General features: G+C 44.6%; 24 protein-coding genes and 2 pseudogenes. 16 read left to right on the top strand and 10 right to left on the bottom strand.

Annotation, left to right across the window (positions count from 1 at the left end):
- Positions 1–9: 9 nt before the first annotated feature.
- The 5 genes and pseudogenes from D0A37_RS15295 to D0A37_RS15275 form a co-directional block, all read right to left on the bottom strand.
- Positions 10–1,080: an IS630 family transposase gene (locus D0A37_RS15295; protein WP_242715580.1), complete on the bottom strand. Its 1,071-nt coding sequence runs from the start codon at positions 1,078–1,080 to the stop codon at positions 10–12.
- 44 nt (positions 1,081–1,124) lie between these two features.
- Entirely contained in the window at positions 1,125–1,889 is a 765-nt protein-coding gene (locus tag D0A37_RS15290; RefSeq protein WP_242715578.1) for a leucine-rich repeat domain-containing protein, read from the bottom strand.
- Positions 1,890–2,074: 185 nt separating this feature from the next.
- Positions 2,075–2,917 (bottom strand): DUF6745 domain-containing protein, encoded by an 843-nt coding sequence (locus tag D0A37_RS15285; protein ID WP_445242404.1) that lies wholly within the window; start codon positions 2,915–2,917, stop codon positions 2,075–2,077.
- Positions 2,918–3,204: 287 nt separating this feature from the next.
- Positions 3,205–3,498 carry a DUF8820 family protein gene (locus D0A37_RS15280; RefSeq protein ID WP_242715576.1) on the bottom strand — a complete coding sequence of 98 codons (294 nt, stop codon included), beginning with the start codon at positions 3,496–3,498 and terminating at the stop codon, positions 3,205–3,207.
- A gap of 214 nt (positions 3,499–3,712) precedes the next feature.
- Positions 3,713–4,668: pseudogene (locus D0A37_RS15275) on the bottom strand (IS630 family transposase).
- 215 nt (positions 4,669–4,883) lie between these two features.
- Here D0A37_RS15275 and D0A37_RS29470 point away from each other — a divergent pair.
- Both D0A37_RS29470 and D0A37_RS29465 read left to right on the top strand, forming a co-directional pair.
- Positions 4,884–5,060 carry a DUF6888 family protein gene (locus D0A37_RS29470; RefSeq protein WP_445242403.1) on the top strand — a complete coding sequence of 59 codons (177 nt, stop codon included), beginning with the start codon at positions 4,884–4,886 and terminating at the stop codon, positions 5,058–5,060.
- A gap of 80 nt (positions 5,061–5,140) precedes the next feature.
- Positions 5,141–5,266, top strand: coding sequence for a hypothetical protein (locus D0A37_RS29465; RefSeq protein ID WP_445242550.1), 126 nt, complete (start codon positions 5,141–5,143; stop codon positions 5,264–5,266).
- A gap of 59 nt (positions 5,267–5,325) precedes the next feature.
- Here D0A37_RS29465 and D0A37_RS15270 read toward each other — a convergent pair whose 3' ends face one another.
- Together D0A37_RS15270 and D0A37_RS15265 are read right to left on the bottom strand one after the other, a co-directional pair.
- Positions 5,326–5,907, bottom strand: coding sequence for a Uma2 family endonuclease (locus D0A37_RS15270; protein ID WP_242715574.1), 582 nt, complete (start codon positions 5,905–5,907; stop codon positions 5,326–5,328).
- 146 nt (positions 5,908–6,053) lie between these two features.
- Positions 6,054–8,873, bottom strand: coding sequence for a diguanylate cyclase (locus D0A37_RS15265; RefSeq protein WP_242715572.1), 2,820 nt, complete (start codon positions 8,871–8,873; stop codon positions 6,054–6,056).
- A gap of 567 nt (positions 8,874–9,440) precedes the next feature.
- Between D0A37_RS15265 and D0A37_RS15260 the strand changes: the two genes are divergently transcribed.
- The 5 genes from D0A37_RS15260 to D0A37_RS15240 all read left to right on the top strand — a co-directional run bounded on the left by D0A37_RS15260 (position 9,441) and on the right by D0A37_RS15240 (position 15,134).
- A complete protein-coding gene (locus D0A37_RS15260; protein ID WP_242715570.1) occupies positions 9,441–10,124 on the top strand; it encodes a class I SAM-dependent methyltransferase in 684 nt (227 codons plus the stop codon).
- Between the two features lie 323 nt (positions 10,125–10,447).
- Positions 10,448–10,993, top strand: a complete 546-nt coding sequence (locus tag D0A37_RS15255) for an RNA 2'-phosphotransferase (protein ID WP_242715568.1) — start codon at positions 10,448–10,450, stop codon at positions 10,991–10,993.
- 71 nt (positions 10,994–11,064) lie between these two features.
- Complete coding sequence (locus D0A37_RS15250) at positions 11,065–12,273, top strand: AAA family ATPase (protein WP_242715566.1); 1,209 nt, start codon at positions 11,065–11,067, stop codon at positions 12,271–12,273.
- Between the two features lie 330 nt (positions 12,274–12,603).
- The gene (locus D0A37_RS15245) at positions 12,604–14,814 is read left to right on the top strand and encodes a PAS domain S-box protein (RefSeq protein ID WP_242715564.1); all 2,211 of its coding nucleotides are present in this window, start codon (positions 12,604–12,606) and stop codon (positions 14,812–14,814) included.
- Positions 14,815–14,840: 26 nt separating this feature from the next.
- Positions 14,841–15,134, top strand: a complete 294-nt coding sequence (locus tag D0A37_RS15240; protein WP_242715562.1) for a TIGR03792 family protein — start codon at positions 14,841–14,843, stop codon at positions 15,132–15,134.
- Between the two features lie 127 nt (positions 15,135–15,261).
- On the opposite strand, the gene D0A37_RS15235 is transcribed toward D0A37_RS15240, so the two are convergent.
- Complete coding sequence (locus tag D0A37_RS15235; RefSeq protein ID WP_242715560.1) at positions 15,262–16,404, bottom strand: IS4 family transposase; 1,143 nt, start codon at positions 16,402–16,404, stop codon at positions 15,262–15,264.
- A gap of 111 nt (positions 16,405–16,515) precedes the next feature.
- Between D0A37_RS15235 and D0A37_RS15230 the strand changes: the two are divergent.
- The 3 genes and pseudogenes from D0A37_RS15230 to D0A37_RS15220 form a co-directional block, all read left to right on the top strand.
- Positions 16,516–16,737 (top strand): annotated as a pseudogene (locus D0A37_RS15230) (IS1 family transposase); the annotation flags it as partial.
- A 444-nt stretch (positions 16,738–17,181) separates the two neighbouring features.
- Entirely contained in the window at positions 17,182–17,658 is a 477-nt protein-coding gene (locus tag D0A37_RS15225) for a Panacea domain-containing protein (RefSeq protein WP_242715557.1), read from the top strand.
- A complete protein-coding gene (locus tag D0A37_RS15220) occupies positions 17,639–17,854 on the top strand; it encodes a hypothetical protein (protein ID WP_242715555.1) in 216 nt (71 codons plus the stop codon). Before D0A37_RS15225 ends, D0A37_RS15220 begins: the two co-directional genes overlap by 20 nt.
- Before the next feature lie 692 nt (positions 17,855–18,546).
- Here the strand turns inward: D0A37_RS15220 and D0A37_RS15215 are convergent.
- Positions 18,547–18,729, bottom strand: a complete 183-nt coding sequence (locus D0A37_RS15215) for a hypothetical protein (protein WP_242715553.1) — start codon at positions 18,727–18,729, stop codon at positions 18,547–18,549.
- A 99-nt stretch (positions 18,730–18,828) separates the two neighbouring features.
- Between D0A37_RS15215 and D0A37_RS15210 the strand changes: the two genes are divergently transcribed.
- From D0A37_RS15210 to gmk, 4 genes are all read left to right on the top strand, one after another.
- Positions 18,829–19,710 carry a hypothetical protein gene (locus tag D0A37_RS15210; RefSeq protein WP_242715551.1) on the top strand — a complete coding sequence of 294 codons (882 nt, stop codon included), beginning with the start codon at positions 18,829–18,831 and terminating at the stop codon, positions 19,708–19,710.
- A 164-nt stretch (positions 19,711–19,874) separates the two neighbouring features.
- On the top strand, positions 19,875–21,977 hold the full coding sequence (locus tag D0A37_RS15205; RefSeq protein WP_242715548.1) for a M3 family metallopeptidase: 2,103 nt from the start codon (positions 19,875–19,877) through the stop codon (positions 21,975–21,977).
- Between the two features lie 1,045 nt (positions 21,978–23,022).
- Positions 23,023–23,289, top strand: a complete 267-nt coding sequence (remA, locus tag D0A37_RS15200) for an extracellular matrix/biofilm regulator RemA (RefSeq protein WP_006632566.1) — start codon at positions 23,023–23,025, stop codon at positions 23,287–23,289.
- 78 nt (positions 23,290–23,367) lie between these two features.
- The gene (gene gmk, locus D0A37_RS15195) at positions 23,368–23,937 is read left to right on the top strand and encodes a guanylate kinase (protein ID WP_242715546.1); all 570 of its coding nucleotides are present in this window, start codon (positions 23,368–23,370) and stop codon (positions 23,935–23,937) included.
- Here gmk and D0A37_RS15190 read toward each other — a convergent pair.
- On the bottom strand, positions 23,934–24,668 hold the full coding sequence (locus tag D0A37_RS15190) for a hypothetical protein (protein WP_242715544.1): 735 nt from the start codon (positions 24,666–24,668) through the stop codon (positions 23,934–23,936). The genes gmk and D0A37_RS15190 overlap by 4 nt on opposite strands.
- Positions 24,669–24,904: 236 nt before the next feature.
- Between D0A37_RS15190 and xseA the strand changes: the two genes are divergently transcribed.
- Together xseA and xseB are read left to right on the top strand one after the other, a co-directional pair.
- A complete protein-coding gene (xseA, locus tag D0A37_RS15185) occupies positions 24,905–26,074 on the top strand; it encodes an exodeoxyribonuclease VII large subunit (protein WP_242715542.1) in 1,170 nt (389 codons plus the stop codon).
- Positions 26,071–26,298, top strand: a complete 228-nt coding sequence (gene xseB, locus D0A37_RS15180) for an exodeoxyribonuclease VII small subunit (RefSeq protein ID WP_242715540.1) — start codon at positions 26,071–26,073, stop codon at positions 26,296–26,298. The genes xseA and xseB overlap by 4 nt, the downstream gene beginning before the upstream one ends.
- Positions 26,299–26,718 lie beyond the last annotated feature (420 nt).

The raw sequence follows: 26,718 nt of genomic DNA, 5'->3' as shown, positions 1-26,718 counted from the left end.
AGAGCAATCCTAAATGATTTTCTGTGTGTAAGTATATTGACGTATTTTGGGGAAATCAAATTTATGTTCGTTAGTAAAAAACTCAAACAGAAACTTGACAATCTTAAAAGACCTACATAAATACCAATACTTTCTTAAAAAGTTTTTAGCTTGTAACCAAATATCTTCAACGGGGTTCTGTTGGGGAGCATTGGGAGCAAATAAAATACAAGTAATTGACCAATTAGCAGGTTCTTTGGCAGCATTGAGTTCTAATAAAAAGTCTCTAAATTCTCCATATTTATGATAACTAGCTCCATCCCAAATCAAGATAATCTTGCGATTTTTATATTTATCTTGTAAGTATTTTATGAATTTAACTGTTGATTTTCCATCACCAGATGGATGGCTCTGAACATGGAATTCTTTGCTTTGATAATTGAGTGCGCCAAAATAAGTTTGTCTATCTTTTTCATTGGTAATTGGGACTTCAATTCGGATTTGGGATTGACCCCAAACATAACCAGTCAGATCACCATGAAGTAGATGACATTCATCTAAAAACAATACTATTATTTCCCCAGACTCTATACCAGCCTTGTTTTTAAATAAAATATCGTTAATTTCTTCCGTCTTTTTTTTTACCAGTTCTTTATCAAATTTAGGATTAATTTTTTGAGTTTTTTTCCAACTAATTTTCGCCCGGTCAAAAAGTTCATAGTAACTCTGTTTTGATTTATATATCACACCAAATTCTTGTTCTAAATAAGTAACTAGCTCATCTAAATTCCCATATTCTTTATTTCTTAACCACTCGATTACTTCAGTATTTTGTAGAGCTGTTAAATACCCTTTTGACCCTTTATGTCCTAGTTTGATTCCGGCGATGCCTTTGGTTTTAAATTGTTTTTTCCAATAACCAATAAAAAAATTACTTACACCTAAAATTTTGCTGATCTCATGGTAGATATTACCTGAGAGCGCCATCCTTACAGCTATTGCTCGTTTTAGTTCTCTGGCATCTATATCGCTTTTAATGAAAGATTCTAAACAATCTATTTCTTTTTGCCTATCTTTTTGTTGCAGTTGTAAGTTATTCATTTTTTTATGGTCACGATCGAGTATTGCATATAATTGTATCACAATCATGATAATGATTTAGGATTGCTATAGAGACTCAATTTGGTTAGGTTGGTGAGTCCTGACAGCGGAGTGATGTCGGTAATTTGATTTTGGCTGAGCCACAGTTCGGTCAGGTTGGTGAGTGTTGACAGCGGAATTATATCGATAATTTGATTGCAACCGAGTTCCAGTTTTGTCAGGTTGGTGAGTCCAGACAGCCCAGTTATATCGATAATTTGATTTTGGCCGAGCGCCAGGTATGTCAGGTTGGTGAGTCTAGACAACCCAGTTATATCGATAATTTGATTGTCGCTGATAGCCAGGTATGTCAGGTTGGTGAGTCCCAACAGCCCAGTGATGTCGGTAATTTGATTGTTGTAGAGATTCAGGTAGGTCAGGTTTGTGAGTGCCGACAGCCCAGTGATGTCGGTAATTTCATTTTGGTAGAGATTCAGGTGTGTCAGGTTGGTGAGTGCCGACAGCCCAGTGATGTCGGTAATTTGATTTTCCGAGAGATCCAGTTTGGTCAGGTTAGTGAGTGCCGACAGCCCAGTGATGTCGGTAATGTGATTGCAGTAGAGATTCAGAGATGTCAGGTTAGTGAGTGCCGAAAGCGGAGTAATATCGGTAATTTGATTGCTGCCGAGATTCAGAGATGTCAGGTTAGTGAGTGCCGAAAGCGGAGTAATATCGGTAATTTCCTTCCAGTTAAGATTCAGTTCAGTGAGGTTTGAAAGTATCCGATCGGCTTCATTGCAGTCAGAAGTGCCAGCCTTGTTTAACAGCACTTCAACTGTATATATTGCCTCTTCTGAAAGACTATCTTTGTGTTTTCACCATTCAGCAAAGCTACTGAGATTAATTGGTTGGTTTGTTTGTGGTTCTGACATGATAAATTCTGACTTGAGTTTGGTAAAATTTCAGGCCGGCAGGGGTTTAAACCCCTGCCGGCCTGTGTGGCAATGAAAAATCTTCAAGTTTGCACGCTAAATTCCTCTGGGTCGGTTCCCCAATTTACCCAGCGAATTGCTTCTTGAGCCGATCGCACATCAGGCGGCACTCGCAAAGCGTGAATGTGTCCCGTACTTGGACAAGTCATTTTTAACAAATAAACTGGCTTTGCATTACCCACCCAATCCAAATCATCGTCAAACTCGATGCTTAATAGACTGTATTCCTGCCAACTATCTAATTCTGTCACCTCTAATTCTTGACAAATGCGATCGTAAGTAATTCCCTGAATTAAGGCGCGCCGAACTTCTGCATTCTGTTCCTTCAACACCCACTTAGACTGCCACTGGTGCGGGTGCAGCCTGCCGTACCATTCGGGCAAAATCACGCCGTGATAGGCGTAAATCGAAACACCGTCGGCAAACTGTACCGCTGGTTTTCCTTCGGCGTGCAAGCGGTAGTTGCTGTCTGCGGAAAGTGCGCTCGGCTTTTCACAGACAATGCAAACTTTGTCATAGGGATAAATCAAGCCACAATCCCGGACAATCGATTGAAAAACTATCCAATTTCTGCCGTAGGAATGAGGTAAATTAAGAACCGAAATGCAAAAATCCAAGAAACTGCCATAAGCAGCCCACAATACTGGTTGAATGCAATTACTGAATAGTTCTGTTCCTAATCTTTGCCAGTAAAAGTCTCGACTCGGCTCATTGAACACCTCTTCCGGTGGCAATTGGCTTGCTATGAAGCCAGCTAAATAATTGCGGTGCGCCTCCCACATTTGCGTTTGCAGTTGAGTATAAAGTCGAGCTGACCGTTGAGTTGGCAGTTGGCTTTGCAGTTCGGTTTCTAGTTGGCTCCCCAAATAACCTCGCAGTTGTTTTTCTAGCTGGCTGCGAAGTTTTCTCTCGAATTCGCTCCGCAGTTGGCTGCTGGGATTATCAACTCGACTGACGATTATATCGGCCGCTTCGTAGGGACGATCGACAAAAATGATTGCTGGTGCTTTTTTGCGGATCGCACTGTAAGCCGATTTTATTGTTTCCGCAGCTTGCGAGCGATTTATCGGGAAAAGTGGAAAGCGATATCGCTCTCCACTTTTCCCGATAAACTGGAATCAAAGCTGCTTGTTCAGGCGTTAGTTTTTTAACCTTAGTCTGCGACATACCTCCAACCTTGCGGCTCATATTCGCGCTGAATTCGCACCATCCAATTACCTTCGGGAATTGCGATCGCATGGTGTTCTTCGTGACTCAATAAAGCTGTCGGTGAAAGCACCCGCAAGTACAGAGTCCCGTCTTTTTCGTACAGTTCTGCTTGTCCCTCAATAATCTGGTGAGAATGTCCGGTGACTTCACCTTCGGCGAGAGTTAGGTGAGATTTTTTTTCTCCTTCGATTTGCTGTACTGGGGTGAGAATTACGTCGCCTTGTCGGATGGGCTGCATAGGTTTTTTCTAAATTTTGTTTACTGGTGTCGGTCGATCGAGCTTTTCTACCGTAACTCAATACTACATTCGTAATACATGGCTGTCAAGAGCCACAAACCAAATTCCATAACTCTTTGCTGCACTGACAGACGTTATCTTGGAAGCTGAAAGTGCGATCGCAGACAGAAATGCTACAGTAGATGTTAGTTTCGAGAAAGTTTTATAGCCTTTCTCAAAAAGATGAGGTACAATAACAGCAGTGTGTAAACCAGTTAAAAATATTTGACGATGTAACTTGTCCGAACGCAAAATCTATGGCTTTTCCTAATTCTTGATAATTAGTAGTCTTGATAGAACGGAGAATGATTTTAAGTTTTGACCACAGATTTTCAATTGGTGAAAAATCTGGTGAATAAGGTGATAAGTATATTAATTTTGCCCCTGTTTTTTCGATCGCTTTTTTCACTTCTTCTCCCAAGTGAATGGGACAATTATCCATCACTACACAAGCACCTTTCCAGAGTTTTGGCACAAGTTTTCTGATAATAAAAGCTTCAAATGTAATTGCATCAGTTCCGCCTATTAGATTAACCGATGTCAAAATCTCATTGACTGACCTTGCTCCAATTATTGAGACATTTTTGCCACGTTTAGTTGGTTTTGACCCCTTGGCTCTTTCACCTTTTTGCATACCTAGCATATAACCTAACCATTGCCAAATTAACTCCCGATTCGTCAATGAATATTAAGTCTTTCAAACTAATCTCTTTAATTGTTTTCCAGAACTCACATCGCAGGATTTGAACTCGCTCTGTCCCTTTCCCTGAAGGGAAGAGAGTTTTTTTTGACAGTAATGTCTAAGAGTTTTATCATTCTTCCTATTGTTGCTCTACTAACAGAAAATCCAATTCTCCCATAAAGTAAATAACGGAGTTCTTCAAGAGTTGCATCATTATTTCCTTCAATCAATTCCGCCAAGATGAGTAGTTGCTCCGCATTCAGTTTGCCTTTGACTCCACATCGGTCAGTTCTCGGAGTAATGTTTTTTGTTTCACGATATTGTTTAAGCAATTTTTGTACAAAACTCAGGGCTACAGAAAAACGCTTAGCTATTGCTTTTTGTGAAATGGGTTCAGTATGATAAGTATCAAGGATTTTTTGCCTAACATCAATCGAATAAGCTTTCATTTTTAACAATGTATGAAGTTTGGTACAAGTAAACGTGTTGTGAGTCAAGCATCGTGTGCTTTCAAAAAAATGCTATTATGTGTGGTATCGCTTTCGCGTGGCTTTACTCAACCATGTAATTATAGTTCATTTGATCTTATCTTCTCTGTTTGACCCTCACGAGTGAGTGTCAGTAACATCATACCTCATCTTTCTGAGAAAGGCTATAGGTTTGAATGCCTACCTACGCGCAGCTAGAGGGTTTGTATCGAATCAGTTATTACTTGACCTATTTGGCATTGCAACCTATTCACCTGGTCTGTGTTGACAAGAGAAGCAAAAACTTGTTCGTATTGGCTAGATATGACGAGGAAATTGAGATTGAAATTGCTCGAAATGGGGATGTATTTTAATCAGCAAAGTAGATTATACTGCAATGTCAGATGGAGAAGTGAAGCGTTATTTTATTAAAAATTGAGCGGATAAAGCAGCACTGCAAGCCTACTTAGACAGGCGGAAAAAGCGCTCGAATTTAATCATAACGAAAGTGGGAGATTCGGATTTCGATACTAAGATTGAAGCAGCCATTCGCCAGCAAATGAAAGAATATAAAGGTTAGTCTTGCATCCTAACAATATATTTATAAATGCGGGAGCGATCGCCCAAACCACGTTTTCTCTAAACCGCCGAAATCCCGCGCCGAAACTCCTTAACTGCTTCAACCCTAGAAGCCATCAGCAAGCAGCGAGACAGCAGGTTGATGTCTAAACCGGGCAGAACTTCGCTTTGGTCAATTTTTTCATATCCGTACGATCGCAAATGATACAGACCAAATACTCCATCCTCCCAAAACCAAACTTCGGGGACTCCCAAGGCTTGGTAACGATTCAACTTGCTTTCGTTGCCGCTAGTAAATACAACTTCGATCGAGAGGTCTGCAATGCCTCCCGATGCTTTGCCAATTAAGTAAGATTGGTCTGCTTGTGCGGAGGCTTTTCCTTCTTTTTCCTGGGTAAAGCTTCCTGTGGGAGTAAAATCGATTTCTTTTTCTACCAAATACGTACCCAGCAACAGGGCGATGACACCGCTGAAGACTTCATGTTCTTCCGAAACTGCCAAGATTTCTACCTCACCTTTGAAATAAAAAAGTCGGATGCCGGGGGAGTCAGAAAACCCCTGCTCGATTAGCTTGAATTGTTGCCAATCAATCCCGGAGTGAATTAGGCGCTGGTCTTTTGGTTTGTCTAAGGTTGCTGTCATGGTACGACCTCCTTTAACTATTTTATAGCCATTTGAATTCGCACAAGTTGGCAAGCACATTTGTATGGTGCGTCCGATCCAAAAAACTTGTTTAAATCGAAACGAGCGATGTCAGGCGCACCATAGAAGTTGATTTAACTATTAAATTATCCTTCAAATGCGGCAACCGAAACTCGATCGCGCCCTGCTTCTTTTGCCCGATAAAGCGACTCATCGGCGATCGCAATTAGCTCGCCCGGCTGCGACCTCACCCCCGGAATGCAGCAAGCTACACCCAAACTCAGCGTGACGTATTCGCTGACAGCAGACTTAGCGTGAGCTATTTGCAAACCCCGCACCTGTTGTGCGATCATTTCAGCTACGCAACTCGCACCTTCAATATCCGTATTCGGCAAAACTACTACAAATTCTTCTCCACCGTAACGCGCTACTAAATCTGCTGGTCGCTTTACCGAATGCTGGATAACCCCCGCCACTTGCCGCAAACATTCATCTCCCGCTTGATGACCGTAAGTGTCGTTGTAAAGTTTGAAATAATCAATGTCGCACATAATTAAAGACAGCGGTGCTTCTTCCCTCGCCAAACGCCGCCATTCCGTATCGAGGTATTCATTAAAAGAGTGACGGTTTCTTACCTCAGTCAAACTGTCGTAAGTTGCCAAATAGTGCAAGGCTCGATTCACCGTTTCTAACTGCTTTTTCTGCTGCTGCAACTGACGGTTGAGCTCCGCCAACTGCTGTTCGGCTGAGTGCGATCGCAACAAATTTCTCACCCTCGCCAGCAATTCCCTCTCGTCAAAAGGCTTGGAAATATAATCATCAGCACCCGCATCCAAACTTTCGATCCGAGCTTCCATCCCCGATCGCGCTGTCAAAAAGATTACCGGAGTCGATTTCAATTCTGGCGTGTTCCGAATCTCCTTAAGCAAATCCAGCCCGTTTTGTCTGGGCATGATTTGGTCGCTCACAATCAAATTTGGCTGCAAACTTTTGGCTTTTTCTAAACCTTCAACTCCGTCACTTGCCACGGCGACTCGATAGTACGTAGTTAATAAAGTTTGGAGGTAAGCCACCAAAAAATTGTTGTCTTCTACTACCAGCAACAGCGGTAATTCTCTGGTGTCAGTTGTTAATAGTTCCCCATTATTTTTGTCGTCAGAACTGTTAGGTTCCCGCAGCGGGGTCTGGGATCCGCTGGCGCCGACATTTCCCGAACCCCACTCTCCGGCGCCGAATCCAGTCAGTCCAGCCAATTGGGCGATCGCGCTCACCAACTGATTTGCTTCCACCGGCTTCGACAAATGCCTCTGAAACCCCGCCTCCAGCGCCGATGCCGAATCTTCTTCCTCGATGCCTTCCGTCAGCGCCACGGCCGGCAGAAGTTCCCTGTGCTCGGACATTTCCATTGCTCTGATGCGGCGGATCAAATCGCAGCCGTCGGCTCCCGATACCGTCATATCGCTCACCAACACGTCGGGCCGCGACTTTTGCAACTCGGCCATCGCTTCGCAGGCGCTACCCACCGCTGTTACCTTGGCTCCAAATGCTTCGAGGCCTGTTTTGAGAAATTTCCGGATCTCGGCGCTGCTTTCCACCACCAGGACTTGCTTTCCCGCTAGGGGTTTGGAAACCGATCCGGGTCTGCTTTCACTTTGGGCGATCGCAGAAGTGCGATCATCGGGTGCATTTTTGTTGGCAATCGGTAGCAGCACCCCAAAGGTCGCCCCCTGACCGATACCGGGACTCGAAGCCCAAACACTTCCCCCGTGAAGTTCCACCAACTGCTGCACAATTGAGAGCCCCAGCCCCAGCCGGTGCTGTTCCTTGCTCTGGAAGCTGTCTGCGGGGCGGAAGTAGTCAAAGAGGTGTGGCTGAAATTTGGGGTCGATACCGCAACCGCTGTCGCTGACCCGAATCAAGACGCCGGATGGACTAGGCTCGATCCTCACTTGAACTGGGTTTGGTGTCGATTCTGGGGTGAATTTGATGGCGTTGGCAAGGAGGTTCCAGACTACTTGCTGCAAGCGTTCTGCATCTGCCAAAATGTAGTCTACGGCGGGGTCGAAATGTTTTTCTACGCGGATGTTTTTAGCCTCGGCCTCGGGACGGAGGGTATCGATCGCAGATTCTACGATCGACGGGAGGTGAACTCGGCTGAGGTTCAGGCACACTTTCCCCCGCAGCAGCCGCGAGAGGTCGAGGAGATTGTCTATTTGTCGGTTTTGTAATTTGGCGTTGCGCTCGATGATTTCCAAAGCGCGGCGGCTGGTGGCTTCGTTGAAATTGCGCGATCGAGCTAGCTGCGCCCATCCCAAAATCGCGCTCAGGGGCGATCGCAGTTCGTGGGAGGCGATCGCCAGAAATTCGTCTTTTGCCCGGTTGGCTTCGATTTGGGCGGCTTCAACAGCTTTGCGATCGGTGATGTCGAATCCGATCGCCAAATACTGACAGGGTTTTCCCTTGCAGTCCAACAGCGGAACTACTGTTGAGTACACCCAATAATCACTTCCATTCTTGGCTTTATTCTTAATGTCTCCTTGCCAAACATCACCTTTGGCAACAGTTGATAGCAGATTTTTGATTAATTCCGAAGATTTATATTCCGAATGGAGGATGCCAAAGTGGCTGCCAATTAGTTCGACCTGGGAATAGTTGGAGATGCTGCAAACTCGTTCGCTGACATAGTTGATAATTCCTCGCGCGTCAGTCCTCACGGCCAGTGCCCATCGGTCGATCGCTATTTTAAAATCTAAACATTCTTGTAGCGACGAATCTAGTTCTTTTGTCGTAGAAATTTGACCTGAGCGATCGGGCGCGTTTTGTTGCTGGCGATCGGGCTTATCCTTACTCCGTTGTTGGATTTCCATTGCTTCTATCTTCCCCTGACGGCTGACACCTAATCTACTCGCATCCTGATTCATTATCACTATTTTCTTTCCCGCGCCTGCGGGTGCAATATTTTGCATCTCTTTATCTTCCGGAAAAATTAGCAGACACCACATCCACTCGGGAGTAACCTCAATTTTTGTTTATAGGGGGCTAAATTTTGTCAATCTGAGGACTGATTTTTTTCCTATCTAGCCCATCATCGGCTGCTTGCTAATTCCCTTTTATATTTTATATTTTATATTTTTCTATGTGGAATTACTGATAAATTTAGGGTGGGGAGCACGCACCTAGAGTTGCATTCTTGTTTTAAACGGGTATCATAACGGTCAACTTTTTTCTCACAATGACTCCTGGTAGCTGGTACAAAGTCTCCTCTTAGGCTGGCTTTCGGGTCTGTGGCATTCTGTCTCATCTGCACTGAAAGACAATATGTGCAGGGCTAGACAGTTCCCAAATCAGGGGAGGGTTTGGGTGCACGAAGTCCGTATCTGGCGATCGTCCGTAACTTCTTTTAAATTATTTTCTTATACATCTTGACAGGTCTGTACCTTTTTTGTATTATAAGATGTAATATAAACTCAAACGATAGAACAGCCGAACTGCATTGGCGCACTCAACTATTAACAACTTCAGGAAAGTAGTCTGTGAATTTAGACACTATACGCGAGCAATTTGAACAAAGAGCATTTGATTATGACGGCTTAATTCCTCGCCTCATTCCGCGCTATCGCGAACAACACGATTTAATATTGCAGTTAATCCCTTTTCAAACTAATGCTAACATAAAAGTTCTGGATTTAGGGGCGGGGACAGGCATACTGTCGGCAACGATTTTGTCCGCATTTCCTCAAGCAAATGTCCTAGCCTTTGACATGGCGGAAAATATGCTGAAAATTTGCGAAACAAACTTGTTCGCTTTCCGAGAACGGCTGACCTTGCAGCAAGGAAACTTTGCCGAAGATGATTTCGGCAGCGGTTACGATTTGGTAGTTTCAGGCTTAGCAATTCACCACCTCGACAGCGCAGGCAAACAACAGCTATTTCACAAACTTTTCCACTCGATGAATCCAGGGGGAATATTGCTAATTCGAGATATTGTGACAGGTGCTACTCCCCGGCTGACTGAGCAATACGAAGAATTGTGGCGGCAGTACATGAAAGCTAACGGAGAAGACGATGCAGCCTGGTTTCAAAAATATCGAGAAGAAGATATTCCTTCCTCTGTGGAAGAGCAGACAAAGTGGCTTGCAGAAGCGGGTTTTGCAGAGGCTGGATGTCACTGGCGCTATCTCAATTTTGCAATCTTTGGCGGAGTTATCCCAAGGTAGAAGGGATTCGGCAGGAGGCCAAGTATTTGATAATTATCAAAAGATAAAGCTCCGAAAAACTGGCACGGCGAACACTTTTTTATTCGCGGGCGCAGAACCTAATTCTGTAGGTACTTAAGGGCGCACCTTACCGATCTAATTCGCGCGCAAGACAATTTTTTTATGTCCGGGAATCATTTTCCCAAAACCTGTAGAAGCGGGTTCACTCAAGCGCCCTCTGGCAGTGCAAACAGATTCCACAAACCCGCCTCCCATCAACGATATAACCCGCTAATGACATTTTGTAAAAGGTGATTTAAAAGCTCAATAAATAAAGTAAAACGATGAACGATTCTCGATTAGTAAAAATCAGCCGATATCTCAGCAAACACCTGCGTCACGCGCCCTCGCGCCTCGGCATTGAACTAGCTCCAGGTGGCTGGGTTCCTGTTAGCAAATTACTCGATGCGTGCCAAAAAAATAACTTTCCACTTCAGCTTGCAGAACTCAAGGAAGTAGTCGCGCAAAATGACAAGCAGCGCTTTTCATTTGACTCCACAGGCACTCTAATTCGTGCTAACCAAGGACACAGCGTAGAGGTTGACTTGCAGTTAGAACCGGCTGTTCCCCCAGATATTTTATATCATGGAACAGGTAGCACTGCTGTGGAGTCTATTCTCAGTCAAGGAATTAGGAAAATGTCGCGGCATCATGTTCATTTGTCGGTGAATATACAGACGGCGCGCCAAGTAGGTGCAAGACATGGCATCCCGGCGGTCTTTACTGTAGATGCCGCAGCCATGCAACGTGATGGTCATACATTTTACTGCTCGGCAAACAAAGTTTGGTTAGTAGATTTTGTGCCGCCCGCTTATCTCAAAATAAGTTGATAATTTTCAGTTTTTTTGTAGAATGTGTAGCACAAAAACTGTAAAATAATAGGAAGTAGGAGTTTTGCAAAATGAGTGCGGAAGATATGGGTGATCGCGAAAACAATTTTCATCAAAACAATTCTCCAAATAGAGGTCTGCTAGGCTCTGGTTGGCGACCTTTTTACCGTCAATTTGATTGGGAACACGTGCTACATTTAGCCTCTAGCGATCCCTTAGAACTAGCTCAAAAAACTTTAGGTGCAGCTAGCGACATTGCCGACGCAATGGGACGACACCAATATACTTGGTGGGCAAATATGTTAAATGTATTTTCGGAAAATACTCGCTACGAAATTGATGATTTTTGGGATTACATTACTCCGCAGCCAGTTTACCCGGATTACCGCTACAAAGACGTTTTAGTTACCGAAACGCCTGTGGTGCAATTGGTCAGCCGCGCTAGCATTCCCATCGACTACGTTCTCAATAAACTCCAAGAGATTACTGTTTTCAAAGTTCTGGCTTTGCTAGGGAAACCGGATGCAATTACCCAGTCTTTTATGGAGCGACATTTTTCTTATCCTCCGGAGCGGTTTGTTAGCTGGGAACGCTTAGAAGTTTTGGGTACTGTTTATGCTTCTTGGGCTCGATTCGGCTGCTGGCTGCAAATTGACAGCTACGACAGGGGAAGACGCTGCTACACTCTGATTTGCCAAGATATTGCGCCGCTCGTTAGCAAGGCAACTTATAATTTAGCGGTGATTCTGGGGGGGTACAAAAGCCGCGTCGGACAGGTTCACAGCCAGTTCCCAATTCGCACGTTTTCTGCGGAGGTTCAAAGTTTTACCGATACAGTTCAGCAGGCAATTTTGGATAAAAATCAGTTGGCTGTTTTGGTTAGTGGCGAACCGGGTACGGGCAAAACTGCTTGGACGCAAGCGGTAGCAAAGGAAATTTTAGTGCCGCTGGGTTATGTAATTTTTATCTTAGACCACGATGCTGTGGAAAATTTTGTGCCACCGAGTTATTTAGAGCGGATTTGTATTATTATCAATGAGGCTGATAACTTGGCTCAAGATCGATCGACTGCAGAGGCCCAACGCACTAACAAAACTGAACATATTTTGAGTTTGCTGGATGGAACTTTGTATCAAAGCGTCATTGACGAACACGGCATTCAATTTCAGCAAAAACTCGTAGTTTTGATGACTTGCAACACCACTGAAAGATTAGATCCAGCAATGTTGCGGAAAGGGAGAGTGGATTTTACCAGTGAATTTACGCACAAATTTGTTTGAGCGCTCTCTTGCATTCTAAAGCTATCTGGCGATCGCACTTGCTACACGATCTCATAGTCGGGGGACAAAACAGAGCACTCCAGTCCCCTGCGACTATTATTATTCGGCGCGCGCGCGCGCTCTATGGCGAATCGTCAAACAGCAAGCGGACACTAGCTTTGGTCTTAATATGATACAAAGGCCTATAGACATATCGCCATCAAAAATGATATCAATGATGGGTGATACCCTCTAAGGAGATCGTCCGAGAGAGCACATCAGGGGAAAACAGCATTTTTCGTCTCAAATAGAGTTTTTCAAACTTGACAGCTATGGAGGAAATCCCAAACCGTGCAAACTAAGCCAGTTCAGCAAAAAAGTCAGGGACTGGGAAGGTACGTTGACGGGAATGTCCCGCTCGCCCAACAACCCGCAGAGGCAGCCGTGTCCGAAAGTAAAGACAGATTTCGGCGGTTTGTCGAGCGCTCCGCCGAGGCCGTGGCAATGGTAGATTGTGAAATGCGCTATCTGTCGGTTTCTCGTCGCTGGGAAACAGATTGCGGTTTGGGAGAGGGCGAGGCGATCGGCCGATCTCATTGGGAACTGTTCCCGAATCTCCCGGAATATTGGGAGCAAAATGCCCAGGCCTGTTTGGCTGGAATTTTGGAATACAGCGAGTTTGTGGCAGGGCGAGCGATCGCATCTGTATCAGGAAAAACCGCAAGCTGCTCTGTCAGCGAGTCGATAAGATGGGTATTTCAGCCTTGGACAAATAGCGAAGGTGCGATCGGCGGTTTGATTTTGTTTGCATCTAAGATAGCTGAGGCTCCCGCTCACACCAATTGCTCTAATAAATTTCAGTCCGAGGTCAAAAGCAAGCAGTTAGAAACAATACCACAACTAACTCAAATTGCCCTCGAAAATGCGGCTGATACAATCTTTTTTAGTACCTCAGACGGTCAAATTTGCTACGCGAACAAAGCCGCTTGCCATCTTTTCGGCTACTCGGAATCGGAACTGCTAAACATGAGGGTTAGCGACATCGATTCGCAGTTGCCAGCATCGGGTTGGCGAGAACACTGGGCTCAACTGAAGCAGCAAACCAACCTCACTTTTGAAACCAGTTACAAAACCAAAGACGGCGCCAGTTTTTCCGTCGAAGTTAAAGTCAATTATTTAGAATACGGCGGCTGCGAATACCGCTGCGCGATCGCCCGCGACATTTCCGCTCGCCTCACAGCAGAATCAGCGCTCGTAGAGGCAAAAGAGCAACTTCAAGCCGTTTTGGACGCCGTGCCCGGATTAGTTTCTTGGGTAAGTTCCGATTTGCGCTACTTGGGAGTAAACCGACATTTAGCTAGCGCTTACAAAATGCCGGCCGAACTATTTATCGGTCAAAAAGTAGGTTTTTTAGAGACAAGTCCCAAATTTAACGATTTAGTATACGATTTCTTTGCCAACCATAAAAAGAAAACATCTCAAGAAGTAACAGCGAGCATCAGAGGAGAAAATAAAACTTATTTAATAGTGGCTCAAAAATACCATCACAATAGGGCGGCGGTATTTGTGGGATTGGATATTACAGAAAGCAAACAGTCTCTTTTTGCTTTGCAAGAATCAGAAGAACGCCTGCGACAACAAGCAGCTAAATTAGAGCATACGCTGTTAATTTTGCAGCAAACTCAAACTCAACTGATTCAAACAGAAAAGATGTCATCTCTGGGGCAGTTGGTAGCAGGAATAGCGCACGAAATCAACAATCCAGTTAGTTTTATTTCTGGGAATGTCAGCCACGCCACTGGCTACATTCAAGAACTGCTGCGATCGATCGACCTTTACCAAAAATATTATCCCCATCCCGTGCGGGAAATTCAAGATTTGATGGAAGAATTAGACTTAGACTTCATCAAAAAAGACTTGCCAAAACTGCTAAATTCCATGAAAATCGGTTCCGAAAGGATTCGCGATGTCGTGCGATCGCTCCGCTTGTTCTCGCGTACCGACGAAGCCCAAATGAAGCCGGCTGATATCCACGAAGGTTTGGACAGCACTTTGCTGATCTTGCAAAATCGCCTGCAAGCTAAAGGGGGACGACCGGGGATTTCTCTAGTTAAAGAGTACGGAGATTTGCCGCGAGTTCACTGCTATGCGGGACACTTAAACCAAGTGTTCATGCACTTGTTGACAAATGCGATCGACGCTTTAGAAGAAGGGGGGAGAAATCCTGAAAAGTATGGTAAAATGCAAAGTCAGTCTTTGTTGTCTTCAGCCAAATCGAGAGCTGAAGTATTCAATCCCGAAATTCGGATTCGGACTTCTGTGGTAGGGGAAAACGAAGTTGCGATCGCCATTAGTGACAACGGCCCTGGCATGACTGAAGAAGTCCTCGGCTGCATCTTTGACCCTTTGTTTACCACTAAATGTCAGGACACGAGTACAGGTTTGGGTCTAGCAATATCTCAGCATTTAGTAGTAGAAAAGCACGGCGGTAAGTTGCACTGTGTTTCGCGTCCGGGAGAGGGAACTGAGTTGATAATTAAAATTGCGATCGGCAACGATTAATTAGCTATTTACCCATAGAAAATAATATGGTAATTGAGTGGCTCAAATTTAAAGTACCTCAAGAAAAGTGGGAGCAGTTTATTCAGCGAGATCAGGAAGTTTGGACGGCGGGCCTAAAAAGTTGGGACGGTTTTTTAGGCAAAGAAATTTGGGTAGATCCGGTGGAAAATGAGGTGGTGATGTTGATTCGCTGGGAAACTAAGGAGAAGTGGAAGTCGGTGCCACAAAGCACAATCGATGAGTTGGATGCCCAAATGGGCGATTTGCAAATTGCGATCGCCGAAAGTCGCGAATATCAAGTTCCCACGTTTTTGCATTAGTCATCAGTCATCAGCCATTAGTCACCATTTAGTAGCTCAAGGATTGTGGGATTCTCTACCGACAGTTCCAGAGTCAATGTGCTTGTTTTTTGAGCGACTTTTGGAGCTGGGGGGGTGACAAAGAGGTCTACGAGATAGACTGTATAAGGGTTGCAGCCCGCATACCTTGTTGATAAAAGCGGCGTTTAGAAGGAGTTAACTTCATTAACTGTTCCACCTCCAAAGAATATTGTTCTAGATAATTAACCCACTTTTCTCCATCTAATCCAACACCAAATGTACTCCGTCTGCGATATTTTTTCTTTGGTTCTGTGCGACGAGATACATATTCTTGTACCTGCTTTTTCTTCAGTTCATTACCTTGAAATATTGCTGAACTGTACGCAAGTGTCATGAGCAGAATCATGTTAATAAGTCGGTTCCCTTTGAGGCTTGTTCCTTCAAGATCGTAGCCTCCTGTTTTACAGTCTCGGAACATTTCTTCAATGCCCATCCGCTGCTTATAAGCATTGAGCGCTGCTCGCAATGAGCCTAAGTCCGTGAGAATAAACCAGGCTTCTTTAACTTGATATTTCCCATAGTTCCTTTTCCACTTACAAGCAAGCTCAAATCCGGTAGTAGGTAGAGTTTTCCTCACTTTTTTCCCTTGAACATACAAAGAAGTTCCGGGTACTATTCCTAATTCATCCAACCGTTGCCAAACTAAATGTTCTGTTTCGATACAAAGATTCTTTTTCAGTCTTAAGCAAAAAGACACACCCTTTTCCTTAAGCCAGTTTCCCAAATCAACAGAACAAAATTCACGGTCTCCTAAAACGATGACTTTATATTCTGAAAATAATGGTAAAACTTGCTCTAAATTGGTAGTTTGTGACTCGAAGTTACTATTTCCTAATTTGGGCAACAACGACCAGTATAATGGAATTGCTCTTCGCTCCCAGATCAGGCTAACCATAAAGAGATTAATGCACCCCCATTGACTGCGGTCGATTGCAATTGATAAACGAGTACCAATGCGGCAATAAGTGGTCAACCAATAAGTAATTAAGGGGAACCAAATTAATGAGATAGTTAAGTTTGGTAAATCCAGAAATCTTTGTAGTTTTCTACGCCGACTTTCCGTTGTAATTGGGTAAGGAAATACCCGTGCCAGTCGTTCTAATCTCACTTGTTTTTCTGATTGCATCACAGATAGCAAAGTTGTCATTACAAGAAACTGAGCTTTGGTCAGTTGTTTTTTTAAATGAGTCTGGTAAAATGTTGGTATCATTATTTTTTGGATAGGCAAGCGTGTAACAATTATGCTGCCTATCTTTTTTTAGCACACATTGGCTCAATCCTCACCACCTCTGGGTTTCAGGCTGGTTGTCACCCCCCCAGCTTTTGGAGTGCTTATCAGAGAGTTTTTCCAAAAAAGAGACACCAATCAGTAGTCAAGGAAAGTGGCCAAACTTCCTATATAGAAAGATTTAACAATACGATGAGACAAAGCATATCTCGTTTAGTCAGAAAAACTCTTTTCTTTTCTAAAAAACTCTCCAATCATATTGGAGCAAGATGGTATTTTATTCATGAGTATAACGCCTGTTTATCTATAGAGTGAATGCCTTATTTTTTCATGACTATGCAGGACTACCCACTTCCGAACTATAAAAACAAGTTATCTCATTGTTGACGACAGAAAACCAGCCTGTCAACTTCGCCCAATTGCTACAAAACTGACAACTATTATCATCAGATTTGCTAAACGCATTGCAATCTTTATCGCGGCGCTGCTTAATCGAAAAACAGGAAAGTCTTTACACTTTGCCACTTGTAATGAAGCAATATATCAAAGGATTGTAACTGAGATGTTGCACCATGCTCAATAAGCCTTTAATGGGCGGGCAGGATGCCCACCCACAAGAAAATTAATTGTTTGTGGAACAGGCATCTTGCCTGTTCTTAAAAATGGTACAAGATGTGAGTTGCGACCAAAATCTAAAATCCCAAATCGAACGATCGCCCTGTGCTATCATAGAATACCAAACTTATTGAATCGAGTTAGATGACCACAAAAACTACAATTACAACAGCCTCCCAGCTCGCTGATTATTACATCTGGTTCGCGAATGATGTAGGTTCTTATCTCAGCAACCACAAGCTACAAAAACTATTGTACTACGCTCAAGCATGGTATTTAGCATTTGAAGATACACCGCTTTTTGATGAAGATTTTGAAGCTTGGATGCACGGGCCGACTATCCCGGCTTTATTTTATGAATACAAAGAACAATTTGACTGGAAGCCAATTCTCAAAGAAATAGAAAAACCCGAATTTCCACAGGAAGTACAAGAGTTTTTAGACGAGTTATCCGACGAGTATTTCTTCCTGGACGCTTATGAGTTAGAGTTGATGGTGCGCCGCGAAGACCCTTGGATTAAGGCAAGAGGTGAGTTGCCAAGAGATGAACCTTCTCATGCTATTATTACTAAGGAATCAATGAGAGAATTTTACAAAACCCGTGCCATCGAAGAAAATTAAAAAAGCAGATATACGCCGCCAGCAATCTTTATCTAGCATCAAGCGTCTCGATGTAAAAATACCGCAAGGAGTTAGTTTTTCTTTCAGGTATTATCAGGATGACAAAGATAAGTTTTCAATTAGCGGTAGAGATGCTAAGTATCTAGCATCTCTCTTGAGAAGGATGCGCGATTTGTCACAATTGAACGCTCAATAAATTCTTAATAATCAGAGTAAAAGCCTGCGCTGTCATGGAATTGTCTGGCTAGATACAACTGAGCCTAAGGGCTTCGGAATTCCCAATGAAGACGAGCTAGTAAATGTTCCGTACCAGTTTCAAATATCTGCTAATGAATACGGCAGGGTGCATGGTTTTTTTAGTGAAAATGTTTTTTATATTGTCTGGCTAGACCCAGACCACAATCTTTATAGTTGAAATTATAGGCGAAGGAAGAAGGAAGAAGGAGAATGCAATCCAAACAAATGATCTCGTGCTTAAGATTCGAGACTTCTTGAAGAAGTTGGGAATCTCAAACAGTCTGGGACTCACTCCGACTAACGAAACCGGTTCTTTTGCCGATTGGGCGGGGGGCGACGAACTATTATCGTAAAAAAAACAGGTTTCTGGAACCCATGCTTAAGGCTTAATTTTAATAAAATTTTGCAGAGAGAGCGAAAATAAAATTAATGCTTAAAAAGCCTACGGCTAGTACGAGAATGATAAAAATTGCGATACTGAAAATAGACTTTAGCCGATCGCCAATTCCGGGTTTTTCTGAGTTCATTGGTTAATTTTGGCAGTAAATTGGAGAGGGGCAATTGAGAAAGAGTAGATTATACCAATGCGCGAACAAAAAGGCAACTCCCGAGCAGCTCCAAACGACGATCGTCCTCAGTAGGTCGCATTTTTTAACTTTTAATCTCAAATCTAAAATCTAAAATGGTATTAGGCATTGTTCGGTTGGGCACAGCACCGGCTTTGTCGATCGCCCGAACTTGATCGCGCGCGCGTCCTGTAAAATAGAGAGCGCGTTGGGGCGAACCTTTTAACAGCCGGAATTGGGGGCGATCGCCGTCCGATCCCAAATACATAATAATATGTCAATCATCCTTAGCTTACTCACAAAGGTAAAAATAGAAGAGTTTCAGGAAATAATCTAAAACATATAACTGAAAAAAGGATAGAAATCGATGCTCCACCCAATCTCGCAACCTTACCAACAACGAGAAAATATTATGACTCAAAGAGCCGTGCGGAAGCCAAAACCCTCTGTTGCAAACCACTTGAGACCAAGTTTTCCTCAAAGGCACTGGCTGGAGGTGGCAGAGTACGCCTCTCTGGCGGCCTCTGGTGTGGGTTCCCTGGCGGTGGCACTGTCGGGTCAAGCTTTTTACGGGGTGGCTCCCCTAACTTTGGCTTTGTCGCTGAATGTTGCTAACCGATATCGCTTCGAGCAGCAAGTGCGGGTGCATCAAAATTCGGAAATGGCCCAAGTCCAAAAGTCTGTCAATAAAGTCGAAAAAACGGCGGTGACGGTAATTGTTAAATTACGCAAGCAGTTGTCAGCAGATATTGCAGCGCTGCGTCAGCAAATGGCTGCCATGCCTAGGGCAGAAGGCTTTGAGGAGTCGATCGACATCCAGCGACAGTTGCTGAGTTTAGGAGAGTCGGTAGCTTCTTTGCAAGAAATCGTGGCGTCTGCTGTGATCGATGTCCGTCAGCAGGTGAGCGCACAACTGCAAGATTTATCGGTTGGCCAACGGGCGAATCTCCAAGCTGTGGAACAGGCTATAGAGCAACTGCAAAGCGTCACGCAAGGCTTGACAGAAACTTCTATCAGCCGAGACGACTGGGAAGTAGTAAATACTCGATTTTTGGAAATCCAGAAAGTCATGGCCAATTTGCAAAGCCAACTGCAAGCTCCCGCGCACCAATCGACTCCAGATTTGTCGATCGTCCAAGCTCAAATCCACCGTTTGGAACACGAGCAGCAAGAAGTTGTCAAACCTCACCTCAAGCGCTTAATCTCGGTTGTCAGGGAGTTGCAGCACACACAAGAGAGTAGTCATTAGTCATTAGTGAGCAGTCATTAGTCATCAGTCAGAAGGAAGATTTTTCGACTCAGACATTCTGCGACTCACGCCCGATCGAGTCCTACTTTTTCGACAACTGTGTTAAAAGATTAAAAGCTAATCTGTCTAGTTCACCTGTTTTCAACCTGTTACAAGAAAATTAAATGACTGCAACCGTAACTATTGCTGATAACCCGTTACTAATCGGTCAAGGATTGCCTCCATTTGACGCGATCGAACCAGAACACGTAGCCCCCGCTGTTACCCAACTGCTGACCGAACTAGAAGCCTCGCTAGCTGACTTAGAATCGTCTGTAGAGCCGACTTGGAGCGGCTTAGTAGAACCATTGCAGCGACTCGGAGAGCGTTTGAATTGGAGCTGGAGCATTGTCGGACATTTGATGGGTGTGAGAAATAGCCCGGAACTGCGATCGGCTCACGAAACAGTGCAACCGGAAGTAGTAAAATTTTGGAGCAAGCTCAGTCAAAGCAAACCGCTTTATGAAGCTTTTAAAGCGCTGCGGGCTAGGGAAAATTGGGACGGCTTAGAATCAGCTCAAAAGCGAATTGTCGAAGCCGCTCTCCGAGATGCTCAACTGTCCGGCGTGGGTTTAGAAGGCGAGCAAAAAGAGCGTTTTAATGCCATTCAATTAGAATTGGCGGAAATTACTACCCAATTTTCCAATCACGTCCTCGACGCTACCAAAGCATTCAGCATCACCCTCACAAACAAAGACGAAATTGACGGTTTGCCGCCGAGTTTGTTGAGTTTAGCAGCTCAAGCCGCTCGCAGCGCCGGCGAAGAAAATGCGGATGCCGAAAACGGCCCTTGGCGAATCACTTTAGACTTTCCGAGTTACGGCCCTTTCATGCAGCACAGCACCCGCCGCGACTTGCGCGAAAAGTTGTACAAAGCTTTTATCGGCAGAGCAAGTAGCGGAGAATTGAATAACTGGCCGTTGACCGATCGCATTTTAGCTTTGCGCCACGAAAAAGCTGCTTTGCTCGGGTTTAGCAGTTATGCCGAATTGAGCTTGGCGAGCAAAATGGCTCCCGACGTGACAGCAGTGGAAGCTTTGTTAGAAGAATTGCGCCAGGCTAGTTATGATGCTGCTGTCAAAGATTTAGAAGAATTGAAAGCTTTTGCTGCCGAAAAAGGCGCGCCGGAAGCAGGAGATTTAAAGCACTGGGATGTAGGTTTTTGGTCGGAACGGCGCCGGGAAGAAAAGTTTGCTTTTAGTGCCGAAGAATTGCGACCTTACTTTGCTTTGCCACAGGTATTAGAGGGGTTATTTGGATTAGTAAAGCGGCTGTTCGGCGTGACAGTAACTGCGGCGGACGGTCAAACTCCTGTCTGGCACAAAGATGTGCGCTATTTCCAAATAGATGATGAAGCAGGAAATACGATCGCCAATTTCTATTTAGACCCCTACAGCCGCCCCGAGGAAAAGCGCGGCGGTGCTTGGATGGATGAGTGCGTGGTGCGCGCTAAATTTGTGGACGCCGGAAAAACAACCACGCGGTTGCCGGTGGCTTATTTGGTGTGCAACCAAAGTCCTCCGGTTGACGGCAAACCGAGTTTAATGACTTTTTTGGAAGTCGAAACTTTGTTTCACGAATTCGGTCACGGTTTGCAGCATATGCTGACAACGGTAGACTATCCGGGGGCTTCGGGCATCAATAATGTTGAGTGGGATGCGGTGGAATTGCCCAGTCAATTTATGGAAAATTGGTGTTATGATCGCGCGACTTTGTTCGGGATGGCAAAGCATTACGAAACCGGGGAAACTTTGCCGGAACACTACTACCAAAAGCTGCTAGCAGCGCGCCACTACATGAGTGGCAGCGTCATGCTCAGGCAAGTACATTTTAGCAGCGTTGACATCGAATTGCACCACCGCTATCGATCGGGTGGCAGCGAAACTGTGGCCGATGTCCGCAACCGCATCGCTAAAACTACGACTGTTTTGCCTCCTCTGGAAGAAGACGCATTTTTGTGCGCTTTCGGACACATTTTTGCGGGCGGGTATGCGGCGGGGTATTACAGTTATAAATGGGCGGAAGTGCTCAGCGCTGATGCTTTTGCGGCGTTTGAGGAAGCGGGTTTGGAAGATGAAAGTGCGATCGCCTCTACAGGCAAGCGCTTCCGAGATACAGTGTTAGGATTGGGCGGCAGTTTGCACCCGATGGAAGTGTTTAAAACTTTCCGGGGACGCGAACCGAGCACTAAAGCTTTGTTGAGACACAGCGGTTTAGTTGCGGCTTAATTTAAGTGTGGAATAACTGGGGATTAATGCGGGTGAATTTATCTGCATTAATCCCTGTTTTTTGTTGAATAAGATTTATACATCTCCTGTATGTGTAGGGCGCGGCGTGGATGAAGTCTTACCGCTACCAGCCGATTCCAGGTTTATGAAGCACACAACAGATCGTTCGTTCCCCGCAGGGACACGGCAATGCCGTGTCCCTACACTTCATAAACGTGGAATACGCTATAATTCATGCGTAAAACAACTTTTTGCGTAAGTTTTAATGTTATAAAATTGATAATTAAAGCCACAGTTTTTTAGTGGTATTAATAAAACTAAAATTATCACTACAAACTCATTTTATTGTAGAACATCATGCAATAAACATCTGTAGTTTGGCACATCATCCCGAATTTTTTTTAGGACTTACGCCACTGTCACAAATAGGGGTTAAATTTTAGGTATGTAGTTGCGCTTCAGCGCTCTTACAAGAAACATCTGTAGTTTGGCACATCATCCCGAATCTTTTTTAGGACTTACGCAACTGTCCCAAATAGGGGTTAAATTTTAGGTATGTAGTTGCGCTTTAGCGCTCTTAGCTTAGGAAAGAGCGCTGAAGCGCAACTACATACCATTTTTGTGGAAAATCGGGCAGAAAGTGCGATCGCCAGCAGCTTTTAGTTTAGGTTGAAGGCTCATCCAAGCAGCATTTGCAAATATTTGTTGTCATTTAACACTAATTAGACTTAACTTTCCCTCTCCCGGAAATTAACTTTATATTTCGCAACATTGACGGGCTATTTTCTCGATACAGCTAATGCTTTTATTTGCAACTAAAAATCGATGCTTTTACGGAATCTTTAAGATAGAGTGGCAACAGCGAGTCTTTTTTAAATTTTTGATAAAGAACGGGGTACTCGGCGTCAAAATGGTAAAAATTTTAGGTAGAAACTAAAAAAGTTAGTTGAGATTAATTAAAGGATTATCATAAAAAATTTTTGTATATTATATGATAAAAAGTAAGGATTGATACTCAATCGTTCACCTACCTATTAAGATTTTCATGGATATTCAATTAATTAATATCGGTTTTGGTAACATTGTGTCTGCTAATCGAGTGATTGCCATTGTCAGTCCCGAGTCAGCGCCAATTAAGCGGATTATTACTGATGCGCGGGAGCGGGGACAACTGGTTGACGCGACTTACGGCCGCCGCACGAGAGCGGTAATTATTACAGATTCGAGTCACGTCATCCTCTCGGCGATTCAGCCGGAAACGGTTGCTAATCGTTTTGTGATCAGCAAAGACGGTCAAGGTCGGGATGATTGAGGTTTGTCAGTTGCAATTTGAGCGCTTACAGTTTAGAGTAAGCGAAAACTTGAATTGTTACACGTTTCTCTTCTAAAAATGAAATCCGGTAAATTAATTGTTCTGACGGGGCCTAGCGGTGTGGGGAAAGGCACCTTAGTACGATCGCTCCTCAATCGCCATCCCGAATTGTATCTTTCGGTATCCGTGACAACTCGATCGCCCCGTGAGGGAGAAATTGAGGGACAGCACTACTATTTTGTCAGCCGCAGCCGCTTTGAACAAATGGTTGAGGCTGGAGAGTTGGCGGAATGGGCTGAGTTTGCCGGTAATTTTTACGGTACTCCTTATTTTGGTCTCAAGCAAGGAATAGGTGAGGGAAAATGGGTAATCCTCGAAATTGAGTTGGAAGGGGCTAGGCAAATTAGGAATAATTTTCCACAGGCGCTGCGAATTTTTATTTTACCTCCTTCTTGGGAAGAATTGGAACGGCGCCTGCGGAGTCGGGGTCAAGATTCCGAAAGTGCGATCGCCCGTCGGTTGCTGCGTGCTAAAGAGGAAATTGAAGCGGCGGGGGAATTTGATTTCCAAGTTGTTAATGATGATTTGGAAGTTGCTTTGAAAAAGCTAGAATCAATACTTAATTTGGTTGAGTTTTCAGGTAACTAATGACTAATTACCCATTTCTCCGTCCTGGCTAAAACTTCGCTACTTTGTTTGATAGCAACACAAACTTTTAAATTCAATTCCAGAATATTTAAGGAAGGCGAAATTTTTCTCAACGGTTCAATTTCGCGAGGAGAACAGCCCAACATTTCCATATAAGCTAGCGTCCACCCAATAGCGGCAATATCCCCTACACTGCCTTCTCCGGCGCAAAGGTGACAGCCCAATTCGCCCTCCGGCCCACACTCAGGACAAACCCAATTGCCCAGGTGTGAATTGGGCAGATTTGTGCGGGAGGCGGATGCAATTGTTAATGCTTTAATATGATTTTGAACTACTTGTTTAAAACCTCGGTTTTGGTTGCTGCGGTGGTCGGAATTACCGTGCGATCGCCCGATTGCTACTGCTTGCTGTTGTGGCGAAGCAAGAGAGGCTGTTTGGTTGTCCCTGGTTACTCTAGATTCGCCTAGGTTCGCAGTTAGCTGAATACCATAGTCCTTCGACTCGGCAGTCTGAGAGTGGTTGAGTGCGCTGGAGGAATCGGGTTCGGAAGTTGTGAAGGATTGTTCTATGCGATCGGCAAAATCTTGCATTGAGAGGTGATGTTCGATCGCCAAAGACCAAGTTCTTTTATGTCGGAGGTCGCCATATTTTCTGGCTTCTTCCTCAGTAATGCCGATCGCCGCCGCCTCTTGGCGCAGCACATTCATCGAAGTCATTGTATCTGATATCATTAGTTTGTTTGCAGTTAAATTTACGATCGCCCGCTCAGCCTACAAATAAATTACCTTAGATATACTACAATAGTCCGGACTATTTTGAGATCCTAGTGGGAAACCCTTGATTTTCCGTTATGAACGAGATTGTACAATCGCCCTGAAACCCTTATTTTACCCTTGGCAATCACACACTGTCCGAAGTATTGATAGTAGCCTAAATCTAAAATCTACAATCTAAAATCTAAAATTGGATGACTTCAATTCTTCCCGATACAGCTTTATCTGTTGCCGGACTAACATCATACCTGCAAGACTTGTTGGAGGGCGATCGCAACCTGCAATCAGTTTGGCTGACAGGCGAGGTGTCGAACGTTTCGCACCACCCCAGCGGCTGCTTTTTCACTCTGTGCGACACCGACAAAAGCGCTGCTATTCGCTGCGTGGTGTGGAATTCTCAGCAGCAAAAATTGGTGCAAATGCCCGCAAAAGGGGAACAGTTGCTGGTTTTGGGAAGCATCCGGGTTTACAAAAATCGTGGCGAATACCAGTTGACGGTTGTGCAATCGCTACCGGCTGGGGCAGGATTGCAGGCTTTGCGGTTGCAGCAATTGCGATCGCGCTTGGATGCTGAGGGTTTTTTCGATCCCGCCAGAAAGCGCCCGATTCCCGCACACCCGCAAATTGTGGCCGTGGTGACATCAGATACTGGCGCTGCTTGGGGAGACATTCAGCGGACTCTAGCTCAAAGATATCCCGGTTTGCGGGTGTTGCTGTCGCCCACAGGAGTGCAGGGAGAATTGGCTGCTGCTGCCATTGCTAGGGCGATCGCCCGGGTAGAATTGGACGGTAGGGCCGATGTGATCATTTTAGGGCGCGGCGGCGGTTCTGCGGAAGATTTGGCTTGTTTTAATGATGAGAGAGTTGTCAGGGCGATCGCGAATTGTGCGATTCCAATTATCACCGGTATCGGGCACGAAAGAGACGAATCTCTCGCCGATTTAGTAGCAGATAAACGAGCCCATACTCCGACTGCGGCGGCCGCTCAAGCTGTACCAATTTTAGCAGATCTTTACTTTGAACACCAGCAGCGAATGGTCAATTTAGCAAACGCTGTGCGGGCAAGATTTCAGACAGAAGAAGAGCATTTGCAACTGTTACAAAATCGATTAAAACGTTTGCCTGCGACATCCCGAACTTTGCGGCAAGCAACTGGTAAACTGGAAGTATTGCAAGAAAAGTTATCCGCACTGAATCCGGCGGCGGTTTTGCAAAGGGGTTATGCGGCGGTAATCCAAAGTGACGGTACGATCGTCCGCACAACTGACGGTTTGGAATTGGGAGAGGAATTGACTGTGAGGTTGAGTCGGGGCCTGCTGAAAGTTAAGATTGTAGAAGTATTGGATGCAGAAGAAAAGTTATGATTGATTCGCAGTTGCGCCAGTCTGACTGGAATTATGAGGAAACGGTCGATCGAATTGAAGCCATTATCGATCGGGTGGAATCGGGAGAGTTGCCTCTAGAGGAGGTTTTCGAGCAGTTTGGGGTGGCTGTGGAGTGTTGGCAGGAGTGCGAAAAATTTTTGGCGCGGGGAAAGGAACAGATGGATTTGTCGATCGAGCTTTTGGCCGCAGAACCCGATTTTTAAGCGGAGATAAACTCGGATTAATGTGGATGAAATAGCGCGTTTTGCCGAAAGTCCGACAGGGAATTAATTTCCTGTCTCATAGCGAAAGTCCTCGCTATGAGGAGTGTTAAACTCATGATACTAAATAAGTAGGCGGGATTAAACTGAACCATGTAACTGTATGTAAAGATTGCTCAGTCAGCCACGCTTAGGGCTAAGGATACTTTACCATCGTTTACATAGTTGGGTTTTACACCGCCTACCTACTTAAGCTGTACCATCCATGAACACAGACACGCACACGCGACCGAACTGGTTAATGAAGGAGTCAGTCTCCATACTATCCGCAAGCGTCTCGGCTATCCTTAGACGAATATTAGAAACAATACTAGCCTGTTGGCTGCGATACTAAGTTGTTGGAGCAAATTCAGTAGGGTCAGA

The sequence above is a fragment of the Microcoleus vaginatus HSN003 genome (genome assembly GCF_022701255.1).
Classification (GTDB): domain Bacteria; phylum Cyanobacteriota; class Cyanobacteriia; order Cyanobacteriales; family Microcoleaceae; genus Microcoleus; species Microcoleus vaginatus_B.
Note: the sequence above shows the minus strand (reverse complement) of the source record. Positions and strands in the feature narration are given on the sequence as shown.